15 protein-coding genes are annotated in these 16542 nt (G+C 31.5%); all 15 read right to left on the reverse strand.

The features are described 5' to 3' along the window. Window positions 1–10: 10 nt before the first annotated feature. Window positions 11–517 (reverse strand): hypothetical protein, encoded by a 507-nt coding sequence (locus C9914_RS04210; RefSeq protein ID WP_106763587.1) that lies wholly within the window; start codon window positions 515–517, stop codon window positions 11–13. Next, the gene (locus tag C9914_RS04215; RefSeq protein ID WP_106763589.1) at window positions 514–2226 is read right to left on the reverse strand and encodes a serine/threonine protein kinase; all 1713 of its coding nucleotides are present in this window, start codon (window positions 2224–2226) and stop codon (window positions 514–516) included. Before C9914_RS04215 ends, C9914_RS04210 begins: the two co-directional genes overlap by 4 nt. A gap of 93 nt (window positions 2227–2319) precedes the next feature. Beyond that, on the reverse strand, window positions 2320–3087 hold the full coding sequence (locus C9914_RS04220; RefSeq protein ID WP_106763591.1) for a PP2C family protein-serine/threonine phosphatase: 768 nt from the start codon (window positions 3085–3087) through the stop codon (window positions 2320–2322). Window positions 3088–3119: 32 nt separating this feature from the next. Further along, the gene (locus C9914_RS04225; RefSeq protein ID WP_106763592.1) at window positions 3120–4715 is read right to left on the reverse strand and encodes a DUF6382 domain-containing protein; all 1596 of its coding nucleotides are present in this window, start codon (window positions 4713–4715) and stop codon (window positions 3120–3122) included. Window positions 4716–4804: 89 nt separating this feature from the next. Then, complete coding sequence (locus C9914_RS04230) at window positions 4805–5425, reverse strand: TadE/TadG family type IV pilus assembly protein (protein ID WP_106763594.1); 621 nt, start codon at window positions 5423–5425, stop codon at window positions 4805–4807. A 13-nt stretch (window positions 5426–5438) separates the two neighbouring features. Further along, a complete protein-coding gene (locus tag C9914_RS04235; protein WP_106763596.1) occupies window positions 5439–8141 on the reverse strand; it encodes a DUF5702 domain-containing protein in 2703 nt (900 codons plus the stop codon). A gap of 30 nt (window positions 8142–8171) precedes the next feature. Then, a complete protein-coding gene (locus C9914_RS04240) occupies window positions 8172–8789 on the reverse strand; it encodes a hypothetical protein (RefSeq protein ID WP_158707328.1) in 618 nt (205 codons plus the stop codon). A 93-nt stretch (window positions 8790–8882) separates the two neighbouring features. Further along, complete coding sequence (locus C9914_RS04245; protein WP_022265352.1) at window positions 8883–9701, reverse strand: leucine-rich repeat domain-containing protein; 819 nt, start codon at window positions 9699–9701, stop codon at window positions 8883–8885. Between the two features lie 39 nt (window positions 9702–9740). Beyond that, on the reverse strand, window positions 9741–11099 hold the full coding sequence (locus tag C9914_RS04250; RefSeq protein ID WP_106763599.1) for a WG repeat-containing protein: 1359 nt from the start codon (window positions 11097–11099) through the stop codon (window positions 9741–9743). An 18-nt stretch (window positions 11100–11117) separates the two neighbouring features. Then, window positions 11118–11918, reverse strand: coding sequence for a prepilin peptidase (locus C9914_RS04255; protein ID WP_022265354.1), 801 nt, complete (start codon window positions 11916–11918; stop codon window positions 11118–11120). A 46-nt stretch (window positions 11919–11964) separates the two neighbouring features. Continuing rightward, window positions 11965–12243, reverse strand: coding sequence for a hypothetical protein (locus tag C9914_RS04260; protein ID WP_106763600.1), 279 nt, complete (start codon window positions 12241–12243; stop codon window positions 11965–11967). Window positions 12244–12301: 58 nt separating this feature from the next. Continuing rightward, window positions 12302–13162, reverse strand: coding sequence for a type II secretion system F family protein (locus C9914_RS04265; protein WP_106763602.1), 861 nt, complete (start codon window positions 13160–13162; stop codon window positions 12302–12304). Between the two features lie 7 nt (window positions 13163–13169). Beyond that, window positions 13170–14018 carry a type II secretion system F family protein gene (locus tag C9914_RS04270; protein WP_106763603.1) on the reverse strand — a complete coding sequence of 283 codons (849 nt, stop codon included), beginning with the start codon at window positions 14016–14018 and terminating at the stop codon, window positions 13170–13172. Window positions 14019–14029: 11 nt separating this feature from the next. Next, window positions 14030–15268 (reverse strand): CpaF family protein, encoded by a 1239-nt coding sequence (locus C9914_RS04275; protein WP_106763605.1) that lies wholly within the window; start codon window positions 15266–15268, stop codon window positions 14030–14032. Between the two features lie 18 nt (window positions 15269–15286). After that, on the reverse strand, window positions 15287–16348 hold the full coding sequence (locus C9914_RS04280) for a P-loop NTPase family protein (protein ID WP_106763606.1): 1062 nt from the start codon (window positions 16346–16348) through the stop codon (window positions 15287–15289). Window positions 16349–16542 lie beyond the last annotated feature (194 nt).

A 16542-nucleotide genomic window follows, 5' to 3' on the forward strand; every position in this document is an offset into this window, starting at 1 on the left:
AGGTAACCTCCTAATTTATAATTTCATCTGTCCATATATATGTAATATCATATATAACCGCAAACTCTTTTGGTTCTGAACCATTATAAGTACCAGCCTTATTATTCAAAACACTTGTTTCTTCTAACGAACTCATCTGCACTAAAACCGTAGTTTCATTACCTCTTTGGTTAAGCACCATAGTTTCATTATAAGGTGCTAATGATGCCGTCTTAAACTTTTCAGTTACTGGTGAATCCGAGTCCATTGATACATTTGTCTTCTTCATAAGTTTGCCAGAAGACGAAAAATCAATTTCGTTATGTGCTTTACCTTTTTTGTGTTTAAGTCTTTGGCTCATTGATTGTTCTGTATGCTCATTTATACTTTTGATTGCCTTTCGTGCCGTAGCACCAGTTAAAAAACCGACTATCTTAGGAATTTTAAAGACAAAAAAGAGTATAATAGACAAAACCAACATAATTATGCACATTATAAGTGAGCCATAGAAGATATATTGATATATTTCATATGTCATTCATTGCCACTTCCTTTTTCTGCACTTGTTATTTTATATTTCTCCATAGTATCAGAAATCATAGCACTAACCTGTTGCTTTTGCTCTTTATATATAGAGTCATCAATATCCGCAAGACTTGAATTCATATCACTCAGAAGTGTATTAATATCATTATAACTCAAGCCATTATTTTTTATAGCATTCACAAAACCATTTGCATTATTATAAATTATATTTGTTATACTGTTTATAACATTTATCTTGGTGTCACTTTCCTCAGGAGTTTTTCCTAAAACGTTTATCTTAGATTCAAGCTTAGTAAGCTTATCCCATAGGTTCTTATATTCTTGAAGTTCTTTACCTTTCTGTACCATTGTAGACTGATGATTTTGGTCAATAAGTTGAAGGCAAGACGCAATATCACAAAAAATAGAAGCCATTTCATATTTATTCTTTGCCTCTGAAAACCATTTTGAGGCATTAACATATCTTTCTCTATCATTTGTTGTATCTGATGAAAAAAGAAAGGCATTTCCAAATTCATAGCATACATCAATATAACCATCATAATTTTTTTCTTTAAGTTCTTCAAGAACATTTACCGTTTCTGAATATCCATTAGAATTTTTTCTGTCAAGTCCAGCCTGAAGCTGATTAAGTCCATCTGCTTCTTCTTTTGTTAGTGTATCTGTTCTCAGATAATTAACAAGCTCAATATAAGCATCAGTTTTTGATGGGTCAGTCAAGATTGCATTATAATAATCGTCTAAAGATTTAGCATTTGAAAGTATGTAAGAGTAGTTTTTACTTTTAATATTTTCGGCTGATGCGTTACCCCATATGGCTACACAACCAAAACCTATTGTAAGTATAACACTTGTAATGAATATTCCCAAACGAAATTTCATTTTTCTTCTATAGGTATTATCCATCTCATCAAAATGCTCAAGGTCATACATAAGCTCCGCACAAGATTGATACCTTGCGTCAGGGTCACGCTGTGTGCACTTCATAATAATTTTTTCAAGACCATTTGAAAGTGCAGGGTTTATCTGACGGATAGGTTTTATTTCATAAGGCGGTTCACAAGGATTCATTCCAGTAACAAGATGATAAAGAGTTGCGCCAAGACAATAAATATCTGTTCTTGCATCTGTCTGTCCCATTCCACCAAATTGCTCTGGTGCAGCATAGCCTATTGTTCCAAGACAAGTTGTATCAGCTATATTTTTAGACTTATACTCTCTCGCTGTGCCAAAATCTATCAGAGTAATACTTCCATCTGGTTTTAGCATAACATTTGCAGGCTTCATATCTCGATATATTATTGGGGGTTTTCTTGAATGAAGATATCCTAAAACATCGCATAATTGCTTTGCCCATTCAACAACATTTTCCTGAGATTGTGCCCCATACTCTTCCAAAGTTTTGCTCAAAGGATTACCCTGTATGTAATCCATAACTATAAGAAAAGTATTATCATCTTCTATAACATCGACTATACTCGGCAAACTTGGGTGACTTAATTTTTTAAGCATATCCGTTTCAACAATGAGTCCTTGCTTTATAAGCTCAAAGTCTTTTACACCATCTTTTCTGACTTCTTTAATAGCCCACTGTTTATTTGCCTTTTCATTCATAGCAAGATATACAACACTCATACCGCCCTGTCCTACCTTGTTAAGAATTTTATATTTTCCGTCTATAATTGACCCTATCTTTAGCATAATTATCCCTCAAAAACAAACTAACTAAGGCACCACCACACAAATAAAGAAAAATTCCTATAATTATTTATGCGGTGCTGCCCTAATTTTTAATCAAAATGTTCTGATTAGCACAACAGAAATATTATCTCGCTCCATTCGTTCCTTATTAAGCTCTATAAGGTCTTTTGAATTTTGCGTCATAATATTGTTGCTAATCAATGATTCTGGTTTTAATTTTGTGTATATTTCTTCTTGAGTTATTTCGTGTCGAAAACCGTCCGAACATAACATATATACTGTGTTTATATCTGATTTTAAGTAAAAAACATCAGGGTAAACCTTCTCAGATGCACCAACGCACTGCAGCAAAACATTTCGTCTTCTATCAGTTTTAGCTTGCTCAGGTGTCATATGTCCAAGTGCTATCTCACGAGCAATAAAAGTCTGATCTTGTGTTATCTGATTTATGTCATCATTTATAATGTATGCTCTTGAGTCACCTACATTTATAATATAACATTCACTTTGAGTTATCAGCATAGCAACAACCGTTGTACCAAGCTTTATTCCTTGTGAATCTCCATAGCGACCTATGATTTCATTTTGTCCTGAGATAATATCTTTCCACTGAGAGAATATAACTGACTGGTCAAGGGTTTGTCTTGTCAAAATAGGAAGTTGTTCATTCACCCATTTATCAAAGGCCTTTATTACTGTTGCACTTGCAACCTCACCTTTTTGCAGTCCGCCCATACCATCACATACTATGGCGAAAGCCATTCGTCCCTGATATGTATCAATAATTTTAACGCTCAAACTATCTTGATTTGTATTTTTTACTATTCCAATATCAGTTTCTGCTGAAACCATAAAATCCATTATTTTACACCCTTTCAAAATGAAAGCTTAAATTATACTATCTCAAAAGTAAATTTTTCATTTGCAAGGGTAATCTCACACCCTGATTCAAGCTTAGCTTCAACATTACTTGTAAGCATCTGTCCATCTAAGAAGGTATGATTTGTAGAATTAGTATCAACAATAAAATATTCACCATTTTTACAAATTATATTTGCGTGGCTTCTGCTTATTGCAGGATTATCACCTATAAAGTAATCCACAAAGCTTCTCTCTTTACCTATATAAAAGACATCTTTTGTTATTTTTATTCTTTCATTATTTTTCTTTCTTACCAAATATGCTGATTTAGCTTGTTGATATGTTGTTCCCATATCACTTCCAAGAACAGTCGTATCACCAATATTGTCACCTGATAAAACTGTTGTATCTCCAAAATTAGGTTGTGCCATATTAGCAGGCTGCTGAACTGGAGCAAAATTATTTATAGGCACATTATTACTAACAGCACTATTATTTGCCACTTGAGTAGCAGGTACTTTTGCAGGTGTTACAACCGTATTGGGTGCTGGCATAGGGTTATAAGTTGATGTTGGTTGCTGTACTTGTGTATATTGAATTTGCGGTTGAGCTTGAGGCTGCTGTAGATTTTGTTTCTTACCACTACTTTTTTTAGCCTCTTTTTGTGCTTTATATATTGCAGCATTTTCCTTGTTATAGTGCTGCAATAAGTAAAACATACTCATCGGCTTTTCAGAACTTTCAGTTGTTTGCTGAGAAACGTTCTCTGGTTGAACTTTTCCTGGCACAGCAAATGATGATTGCGGTTTAGCCATAGTAGGAGATTTTTGTGGAATAGTAATACTTTGTGCAGGTGCTGCAATATTATTTGGTGTTTTAGGTTTCTGAACTGAACCTTGAAAACCTACGCTTGTATTAGTCTGTGAACTTGTTGGTGCCTGATATGTAGTTTCTGCTGGTTTTGGCATAACTGGTGTAGCTTGTACATTAGTTTTTTGAACATTTTGAGGTATAGCGTTCTGAACTGCCACAGAAGTTGGCACAGCCTCTGTTTTCATTGCATCATTTTTTCCACCATCAATACTATCAAGTACCTCTTTAAAGCCTTTAATTGAAAATGAAGCTGAACTATTCAAAAAGTTTATAAGCTTTGCAATATAATCACAGTTTTCTGTTTGGTCATAATTTAATGTAAAAACAATATTTCTGAAGAAATCTTTTAAATTATTATTTTCATTTGCAATACCATTAAAAGGAACACAAATTACTTCAGTCTGACAAGTACTAACATTAACAAAGATACAATCTAAGTCAAGAAGTATATAATTAGTATTAATCATATAATCTTCTGCAGAAATAAAAGCTGTCAAGATGCCTTTTAGAACACCAATAACCTTCTTTTTATTAACTGTACCTGTAAAAAATTGTTTTACGCTAACTTTTGCCGAAATATTATATTTTATGAATGAAATACCATCTGCACAGCCATAAATAGAAGCCAAAAAACCATCAATGTTATTATTGCTAATCATTCCTAATGCCAGCCTATCAGGTGTTGCATTTTTAGGAAAAACAAACTTTAAATATGTGTTTGTTCCTTGATTTTCATACGAAAAATTTTCCATCATAAAATATCTAACTCCCCTATCATAATCGAAGTTAATGTTATTGATAACTTAAAGCAATAACTAACCTATTTAAGCATTCTCTTAATAATTTACCACATATTCACTTTAATAGTCAACCGTCTATCAATTCCAACAAGACCTTGAAAATCAAATACAAACTTTTGTCTGTACTTAATAACCATAGTTAAAACACCATCTTCAACCGTACTCTCAGAAAAATCTAATTCTTCATTCTCAACTCCGATGAGCTTATATATTTCTTTAGCTTTTTCCTCTGCCTTTGTTATGTCCGATTCGCCAGTTAAATATCCTAAGAAACGATTTTTTATTACTTCGTTCTTATCAATTTCATAGAGTTCATTTCTGTTTCCATGCTTATAGTCATCAGCATCCTTATCATACCAACGCTTAGTAGATGCAAAGGTAGAATCTATACTATCTGCAGAAAAACTACCAGTAAACAAATTCTCCATAAAGGTTATCACCAATTCAGTTGCTGGGTTATCATCTTCATCTCTGATTTTTTCCGTTCCATAAGAATCTATTGAAAGGCTTTCAGCACTTTGTAGCATAGAATGGCTTATCATTTGCTGTCCCATAAACATTACAATAAACCCATATATAAAAAGTATAAGAAAAATAAAAATCGGAACAACTATACATGCTTCAAGTGAAATTGTGCCATCTTCACTTTTTCTTTTTTTTAACACTCAAAGCACCTCCTTAGTAACTTAAATCCTGACTATATTGTTTCGTAAATATGCTATTATCAGATATATTCAATATAGAAATAAAAGGATTAAAGGTAACCTTAGATGTTGTGTTTATTGTTGTGTAGGCCTGATTTATCTTAAAGTAACTTCCACTTCCCTTATCTACTGTCTTATCTTCTTCAGGTATAGTAGTACCACCTTGTATAATTTTTATCTCATCTTCTATTTTCTCAAGGTCTCCGTTACGATAATAGCTATCTGCTTCAAGCTGAATAATATTTGCTAACCTTCCCAGCTTTACATCGACCGTAGGCCCTAATTTTAATGCAAAAAATAGATATGCATTATATTTCATGTCAATTAAACCATCTTTAAAATCATTTTTACTATTCTTAAGTTTTTCATTTGATTCTTGAAGGTTCTTAATCTCTCCTTCTACTGCCTTCTTCATATCTCCATTTTCAATAGCAGCATCTTTAATCTTACCTAATAATACTGGAATTCCACTTGCCGAAAAATAACAGGTTTCTTTAATCAATGGTACATCAGAGCCATTAACTAATAATATAGTATCTATATATGATTCCGCAAGAATAAAAGCAATATAAACTACAAAAGCAAATAAGCCTGCGGTTGAGGCAATTCCTTTTATTGTTGTATCTTTCATAACTGGATAAATATTAGACACTAATCTCAGCATAAAAACATCAAAGAATGATTGTACCTGATTAAATATTTCATTTGATGTACCAACTAAAACATATTCAGCTTCTGCACCTTTAAACATATTGTCGCTTCCATATGCTACGTTGGACATATTTTCTAACATAGCTTGATACTCTTCCTGAGAAACTGACAATGGGGTACTTTGTGTTATAATATCTTCATATTTATAACCTGTAAGCGATTCTCCATCAAGATTAACTCTCTCTTGATTTTTGATTGATGATGTTGTGACTCCATTAGCTGCATTCGTCCTATTAGGCAAATTATAGACTATATATCCATCAATCAACAATTCATCATAAATTTTGCTTGGGTCTTTAATTTGTTCTATAAACTCCTGTACTTTAGCTATTTTACTAGAAACTTGGCTTGAAACAGATTTTATAACCGCTTTAGCTCCATTGAATATCTGTTTACAACCTTTAAAAAAGTCTAAAATTGACGGGTCAGAAGTAAGTGAAGACTTAACTGTTCTAATACCATCCATTAACTCTTGAATACCTTCGAGCAGTGTCTGAAACGGACTATCTCCGCTTGATAATAAATTACTTACACATTCTTGACTAAGCTTTGCATTTAATCTCCCATCAAATAATGTATGCATATTAAATAATGATTCCATCATTTTTACAAGCTCATCAAGAAATCCATCTATATTATCAGAACTATTATTAACAAAATCTTTAAGCAGATTATTCATAGCATCAATGTAGTTAGTTATACTATTTGCAAAATCACCAATACCAAGTAAACCACCATCCAAACCATATATTTTTTTTATAGAGTTATTTAATTTTTCATTTCTTTCTGATTCAGATAAGGAACTATCATTCCAGTCATCATAATAGATACCCATAAGGGTACTAAGAAAACTCTTAATATTATCCTTGTCTGAACTAGTCAATTCGGAATAAGATGATGCATCACTCTTTGAAAGTTTAGATATTTTATTCCGATTTGAAATAAAATTATCCAATAATGTTATGTATTTTTCAAATTCTGTTTTATTAAAATCTTCTGCTGCTTCTTCCATTTTTTCGTAAAGGTTATCTATAACATCTTCAAATCCTACTTTTTCATCACTAGTTTTTTTGTGTAATTTTTCTACTTTTTCTTTAGCTTCATTAAAACTCTCTATTATTTCCAGAATATTTTCAAGCTTGCCCTTAAGAATAGCATAAACTCCATCATTGTCAGAAAGTTTTTTTGCACTATTATAAATATTCTTTACTTTAGAAAAATAAGTATTATTCTCTAAGATGTTTTCTAACTTAGTATCAGCAGCATCATTATTGTCAGTATGATAATCAAATTTATCATTATATAGTTGTGTAAGAAACTCATTGTTTGCTTTGATAAATTCATTTGTTTTTTTTTCAAACTCATCAGTTTTCAAATCTTCTAATGAATTTTTTATTTCATCTATAAAGCTAGCTACCTTATCCAATACTTCTGCAACAGCACTTGCTGCATCTACACCTTTTTCTACCTTTTCAAACTTTTCCTTTGTTTCATCGCTAAACCTATTTTCTATTTTTTCCATTACACCTGTTGAGCCCACTATATCCTTCAACATATTTACAGGAACATTTATTTCTGCATTGTCTTTTATCTGTGTTTTAAGAACATCAGGTTCACTAAGTGGATTTTTACCATTTGCTTTAGTATCTCCAGTAGTTATTGCATTTCCCAGAATACTTAAATTGTCATTTAGGTCATTTATAAAGTTTTTAAAGACATCATCATCTTCTTGCTGTGACATAGCGAATAATCCAAATCTATCTTTCAAATATTCATCAGAATTAGCCAAAGATGAAAATTGAGTTGTATCTACTACATCACGATATGTCTGAACTGCACCTTGATATCTATATACTTCAACTAAGCCACACGCAATAGAAACAAATGGTGTTACAAGCACACAAAGAAAAATAGACATAGCGCCTTTACAAGATTGCTTAATTTTTTTTGTCACCGATTTTTTCATATCTGTAACTCCTCAAATAATTTTATTAACTTAACCAGTTATCCAACCTTTAACTGTATCAAATATGTCAACAACTTTTCCTACAATTGCTATAGGTGTACCATCGCCTGCTATTCCATTTATAACCCCATGCACCATATTAAGATATGAATTATATTCAGTAATATCCAAACACTCTGCTGATGAAGATGCTGTAAATCTTGGAGTTGAATCTAAAATATTAAAATATTTTAAAACCCCCATAAATAATATTTCTGTTTCCATAGATACATCTACTGTAACATGAAATCTTCCTATATTATCAGTATATAGTTTAATATCCTCTACTTCAGGAGTCTTATTTGAAATTCCAAGATTAGTAAGTCCTACGCGTTTGCCTATATACTCTTTTGCTTTGATTTTTTTAGCATCAAGTGTATCATCTCTATGAAACATATATCTATACATTTGATTAGATGATAATTCGTTGCTTCCTATCTCTCTTTCCATCAAATCGCTGTCTTTAAACTTAAATGTTGCACCAACACTTGAGGCAATCTCATCTGCAACAGAGTTTAACATAGCTTTTTGATAAAATATAAATCCTATACTAAGTAAAGCTAAAAGGAGGAAAATTGTAATAGTAAATATTATAGTTGATTCCAGCATTACTTCGCCCGAATCATCATTTAAAAGCATTTTTTTTATTTTTTTCAAGTAAAATCCTCCTTATAAGCCACTTAATAATCTATTTTAAATAAATCAATAATATTCCTTAGTTACACCTGACCATTGATATTCTTCAAAATGCTCATCTGCATATGAGCCTTTTTTAACATAAACAGTAAGCTTGTAAGATGTATCTGTATCATCTAAATCGCCAAGAAATGAACTACTTATTGTAGTTAATGATTCTGGTAAATATAGCTTTTCAATCTTAGTATATCTAAATACTGTTTCACCAACAGATGTTACTGATTCCGGAATTTTAAGCTCTTTTATTGCTGTATCTTCAAACGCCTGGTCCTCTATTTCCGTTACAGAACTTGGAATCTCAATACTTTCAAGTGATTTACAGCCACTAAATAGATTTTCAGATATTTTTTTGAGTTTTTCAGGTAATTCAACCTTCTTTAAATTTATATCATTTATAAAACATCCTGAGGGTAAATCCTTAATATCATCTGATTCAAAAATAATACTCTCTAAATTATCATTATCGCCAAAATTGCCACTTTGAAAATCTGACATCATAAACATCTGGCATTTTTTAGGAATAACTATTTCCTTTTTCTTAGCACCTTCTTCTGATAAATCTGTAATATACTTACCGTCTTCCCATACAAAATCTCCATCTGTTGCCTCGTTACTATCAGAACTTATAGACTCTGATTTGCTTGAATCTGAATCAAAACTTGAAGATGAATCCTCTGTAGATGATTCCGATAAACTCGATGATTCTTCTGATGCAATACTATTACCAGAAGATGTATTTTTATCCTCAGACTTATTAGAACATCCTGCTATCATAACAGAAGATGCCATAGTTACTACCAAAAGTGCAATTAAAATTTTTTTCATTTTTCTCTCTCCTTAAAATTTTTATAATTATTAAAACTTTTAATCATTTTTTATTCCTATAATCAATGATAAAAGTTGTAATTTTACATCTTCATTTTCGTTATTATCATCTGTTCCCACACAGCAACTACCATTTGAGTTGAAATAATACGCTGCATCACTATCAGTATCTTTGAACTTATAATCAATAACAACCTCGTTATTTTTATCTATAAATCCCCATTTCCCTTTAGAATAAACCGCAGCTAAGCCATAACTAAAGCTTTTAGCATTATCATACTGAGGTTCAATAACTATCTTTCCTTCTTCATTAACAAAACCCCATTTATTATTATTCTTAAATGCTATCAATCCATTATTAGAAGTTTTTCCAATTTCAGAGCAAGTGACATTAGCCTTTTCTTCCAATTTATTATTATAAATAGTGTATGTTCCTTCTTTAGTAGAGGCAATCATAACATCATTACTCATATATGAGCCAGTTTCAGATAATACTATATCTTTATATTCATCACCCACCTTTTCACCCTTAGTATTAATAAGATACCATACGCCATTATTCTTTACAGCTGCTTTACCATTATAGAAGCAACCAGCATAATCGAAATCGCCAAAGGCCTTTTTAGCAAATTCATCATAATAGCTATATTTTCCATTATTCTTTACAGGCACTAATCCTTGAGAATATACACCCGCATCTTCTAAAATCTTAAAATCAAAAATTCCAAGAGCAACACCTTTACCAGATATTAATCTACTATCTTTGTCGGTTGTATAAATTCTATCACCATTATTATTAGCCAAACTCATATATTCATATAATGAACGACTCGACTTACCAGCTTCGCTAAATGTAATCATATATTCATTATAAGTGACAACATATTCTCCATTTGATGGACCTTTAACATCGCTATAAGCTAAAGGAGAAATTTTATTCATATACCTGACTTCATTTATTCTCTTTTTAATATCTGCTGAATCAATACCATTTTTCATAGCTTTAGATAAGCATTGATATTCTTTTTCATACTTTTTAGATTTACGATATAAGTCTGCCAGCTTATCAACGAAAGCTTCATTTTTCTTATAAGTAGCAGTTATAATTTCCATACTTGAAATATAATCCGAGGTTATTCTATCATCTTCTGCAAGTCTTTTATCATATGCGTTTATAAGCTTCTTACAAATTTCTTCAGACTGATTATTATTTAAATATTCCTTATAATTATTTATTGCTCTTTGATAAAGACCTTCCTTAAAATAATTATCAGCATCTGTAATAAGTTGTTCTTGATAATTCTCCTTAGACTTCTCACTTAAAAAATCTGAAACTGTAAATGCCCAGCCTATTCCAAGCAATATAACTATAAATATTATAAACACTGTCCTTTTCATTAAATCATTTCCTTAAAATTAAAATGTTCCTAAAAGCATTGTTATAAGATAACCAATATATATAAAAGGAGCAAAAGCTATTTTGTCCTTGACTTTTCGCTTTTTAAATGCAATAAATCCTATTGCCATAAACATACATACTACCATTCCATAGAATACACTAAAAAATGTTCCACTCAAGCCTATAAGACAGCCCATAGCACTCACAAGCTTAACATCGCCCATTCCGATACCACTTTTGGTAAGAATAGACATAAGAAAAAATACAAAAAATGAAATTGCAAATCCGAAAACACTACCCATTAATACTCTAAAAAAGGTATCATTAAAAAGAAAATATTCTGGCACAAACAAAATTACTCTTATTAAATACGCTGAAACCACAAGTTTATTAGGAATCTTTTTTATCTGCTTATCAATGATAGAAGCTGAAATAAGCATTTCCATAGTCAAGAAAAGTTTTATAATTGTAATCCAATTATTTGAATTAGACTGTATCCATACTGTTTCTAAACACAGTAATGCAGATGAAGCTATTGAAATCAAAACAAAGATAACCCATTGCCAAACGGTAAGAGTTTTTATTTTATAAAAAAAAGTTGTACGCAGGCTTGCGTCCTGTTTAGTACCTTTATTTTCCTCGTCTGAATTCTCGCCTATTTTTTTATCTTCCGATTCCTGTTCTTCTGAACTCTCCTCCGAAGCTTCAACAGCCTCAAGGACTGCTTCTTTCTGTTTTCTGTTTTCTGCATATACTAAAGAAAACACACAAATAGCGAATGATACTAATAGGCACAAGCCTGTTACAACATAAATCATAAATTAAACTTCCTCAGTTATATTATGTATTTTTTAAAAATTACAATTAGTGGCTGGTTGTGTAACTTGCTGCACTATCTGTCTGATTAAAGAAAGTTTGTGTAGTGCCATTGAACCATCCAATAATCTGGTCCTTAAATATCATAAATGCAACAGCAACCAAAAGAACGATTGCAAGAATAATAATGATAGAGATAAAGTTTGTATCACCATTTTCTTCCTTAACAATGCTCTTTGCTTTTCTTCCTAAATAATCCTTTGCTTTACCAAATTTGCTCTTAGCGTCAAAAAGAAAAAGTGCCGCCTTAGTACTGATGTTATTCATCAACATCTTCCTCCTTAAAAATATTAAATATATTTATAATAATGGTTTTTCACCAATATTATCCTAAAAGTAAACCTACTGCTGCCGCAATAACTACAATCATTACTCCCACAAAAATTAAAGTTGTAGGTAACAATAGCTTTGAAGAAGCCGCCTCACCCTTTTGAAGCATATATTGTTTCTTTGCCTCCAAAAGTTGAATAGATTGTTCTGCAAGTATCTCCGAAAGGTCTTTACTTCCCTTATCAATACCTTGTATAAGTACGCTTGTAAATTTCTTTACTTCAGCAGAGTTTGAATATATACCAAACTTTGATATTGCTTCTTTCTCTGTCATACCATTTTTCATATCAATACAAGATTGTTTCATTAAAGAATATATTGTTCCCTCTTTGCTATTAGCAACAAGTTCCCATACTTCTTTAAGTGTCATACCAGAATTCATAAGCATAGCAATAGTAGAAACTACCTCAGGCAATTCAGAAACACAGTCTTCTTTTCTTGATTCAACTTTATTCTTCATCTTTGTATAAAAATAGTTTCCAAGTGCTGCCGCAAAAATCGCACCTACCAAAACAAAGAATATTGAATTAAAAATTCCCCCAATGATAACTCCAAAAACAACACCAAGATAAGCAAAAGTCAAGGTTTGTGCCCAAGCTACCATAGCATAATATTCTGAATATCTGCTATCATATAAAAGCTTTGCTTGAGAAATAAGTTCATCTTTGTTTTTATCATGAATTTTAAATATAGAATTATCATTCATAGAAAATCCTATAACATAAAGGTCTTTTAAGGGGTACTCATTATCGTCCTCAAGACCTTCAATCAAATCAGCATATTTTTTGCCTTTTATATATTTGATTATAAGAAAAACAGCAAGTAAAGTTCCAATAATCATCATTGCTAATCTCATATCTCACTCAACCTTTAATACTCATAATCTTTTGACCCAGCTTATATGCTATAATAAGAATAATTACACAAGCTGTCATCGCTACTACTCCAAGTACTGATGAAAAGCTTTCATTAAAATCGGAGCTCATCAATCTCATCATAGATACTAATATAATAGGTATAAATTCCATAACAAGCAACTGGGTTTTATTTGATGTAAGTGAGGTTTCTATTTCCTCACTCATAGAAATCTTAGATGCGATAATGTCAACTGTACGCTTTATAGTTTCCTTTAAATTACCACCAGACCTTACACAAATATTAAAGACCGTTGCGAAGTTATAAATATCGCTGTCACCACTACGCTCTCCAAGATTTTGCATCATTTCTTCAAAAGAAACATTATTCTCAATACCCTTCAATATTTCGTATGTTTCTTTTACTATATATGAGTCACTTGAGTATTGCATATTAAGGTCATTATAAGATGATGCCAATGCATCATTAAAATTCATACCACCTGAGATAGAGTTTCCAAGAGCAAGCAAAAAATCTTTAAATTGAAGCTTTAGTGTGCGTATTCTTTTCTTTCTGAGTTTTTCTGTTATATTTGGTATAAAAACTTTTAATCCTATAAAGCCAACTAAAACAAAAACTACAATATTGCTTATATGAGTTGCCAGTGTTTCTACACCATCATTTTTAAATAGCCCACCATAAAATATCAAACCAATAACTCCACCTGCAACAAAAGCTATTGTATAATACATCAGCTTTTCCTTTTTACTCATATAATAAACATTATAATTAAGTAACTGTGTATTGATTTTTGATATGTAATATTGTGGTTCTTTATTTTTTTTACTTCTTGACATTATCCCACACCCTAAATTTCAATATTCATACCAGACATCTGAAGTTTCAATGTATTTTTCATTGGATTTTTTGTCCTTTTTAATTTTCCAGAAACCTTTGTTAATGTACTTTTTTCATCTTCCTCAAAAACATACAAAGGATTAAGCTGAATTTGACCATTCTCATATCCTACAACTTCAGTTATTTCCATGGTTTTTCTGGATTTATCACGAAGCCTTGAGAGATGAACTATAATATCAACAGCCGAAGCAATTTGTTGTCTTATAGCATCAAGAGGCAAACCAGCCGCACCCTGAAGCACCATAGTTTCAAGACGGCTCAACATATCGTGGGTTGAGTTGGCGTGTCCTGTTGATAAAGAACCATCGTGACCAGTATTCATCGCCTGTAACATATCCAGAGCTTCACCGCCACGAACCTCACCAACTACAATTCGTTCAGGTCTCATTCTCAGCGAAGATTTTATAAGGTCTCTTATAGTGATTTGACCAATACCTGATGTATTAGCGTTACGGGTTTCAAGACTTACAAGGTTTTCAATTCCTGTTATCTGCAATTCAGCCGAGTCCTCTATTGTGATTACACGCTCATCTTTAGGAATGTAATTAGATAAAGCATTAAGAAAAGTTGTTTTACCTGAGCCTGTGCCACCACTTATAAATATATTATATTTTGATTTTACAAGAACCTCCAATTTATCAGCGATTTCTTGCGTTATAGAGCCATAACTTATAAGTTTCTCTATGGTCATAGGCGTTTTAGAGAATTTTCTTATTGTAATAGTAGGTCCACATAGAGCGATAGGTGGAAGTACAACATTTACTCTCGAACCATCAGGAAGTCTGGTATCGCATATTGGGTTTGCTTGGTTTACTTCTCTGCCAGCAAGTCCAACTATACGCTGTATAATATCTTCCAGCTTTTCTGTGCTTTCAAATCTTTTATTAAGTTTTGTAAGTCTTCCGTTCTGTTCTATAAAAATATTATCTGGACCATTTATCATAACTTCCGTTATGCTATCATCAGAAATAATCGTATCGAGCAAACCAAAACCTCTGATAGAACTATATACCTGCTCAACCATAGATGCTCTCTGATTCAGTGAACAATATGAGCTTCCTATTCTTTGGTTTACTATATTATCAATCTGTTCTCTAAGTTCGTTATCATCTATATGGCTTAATGCCAAATTTTGTGATACATACTCTTTAGAATCACTTACAATTTTTTGCTCCTGCTCGTAATCCATAATTTTCCCCCATCAAAATTATTCAAGCACATTAAAGAATTGCATTCCTGAAATTTTTGTAATAATCTGCTGTGTATTCAGATTCTCAAATGGAGGAATTCCTGCTATAGTCCTCATATCCAGATTTTCAATAGTTCTACCAGTATAATTATTAAAGCGATTATATAAAAGCATAGTTTTTCTACAAATAGACATATTTTTTTCTTGCTCCAAAATTTGAATAGAAGCAATTGCTCTTACGGTTTTATCATTAGAGATTTCTGAACCATCGCCAACAAGTATAATTTCATTTGCCATTGAATATAATTCTAAATCATCTTTCTGCATTCCAAAATCACAATCAATCACAATATAATCATATTGTGATGACATAACTAATGTATTTATAAGAAGTTTTTTATCTTCTATATCGAGCTCAAGCAAATCAAGCACAAGGTTTGGTGAAGAAAAAAAGTATACCCCTCTCTTATCAATTTTCACAGAGCTTTCAAGCTTTAAAGAGAGATTAGATTTTTTACTCTTTATGTTATAAACAATATCACTCATTGTGTATTGTCCTTCGCCATAGAAGAACATATCCGCTGAACCAAATTTTTCAATATTTAAATATAAGACGCGTTTGCCATTTTGTGCAAAATATAATGCACATGCTGCTGCTGCTGAAGATGCACCTGTGCCACCCTCTATACCAGTAAAAAGTAAAACCTTGCAATTCGTATTAGCCATATTACTGCCAGAAACTATATATTCTTTCTCAGAAAAAATTCCAAGTATATCTCTATATATTAAGTCAATCTTTTGAAAACGGCATACGGTATGTTCATTCTTAAAAGATTTAATATCATTTGAATCCACAAGATATGCAAAACCACACTCTTCAGGAATATTACTTGTATCTATTTCAAAATTATCTCCTGCAAGAAATACATCAATTCTTGAATCAGCAAGAGCTGACATCGCATTTTCCAGATTGCTAAATGTATAAACCTCAAGTTTATCAGAAAATCTAGAAGACAATGCTATTGAATAGTTCTTCAAAAAATCAACATCAGATTCTAAGATTGCAAGTTTTATTTTCATTTTCACACCCCATTTATTATCACTAACCACATAATAGATGTAAAGTAAATTTTACTTATACAAAACTAAAACTTATTTAATATACATTGTATTTATTTATTAAAATAAAAAAATATAAAAAATACCATTAAAATTATACATTTATTACTAATATTTGTCAATTATTAAAGTGAAATACCAAAGTTATTTAATTT

Source organism: Pseudoruminococcus massiliensis (assembly GCF_900291955.1).
In the GTDB taxonomy this organism is placed as follows: domain Bacteria; phylum Bacillota; class Clostridia; order Oscillospirales; family Acutalibacteraceae; genus Pseudoruminococcus; species Pseudoruminococcus massiliensis.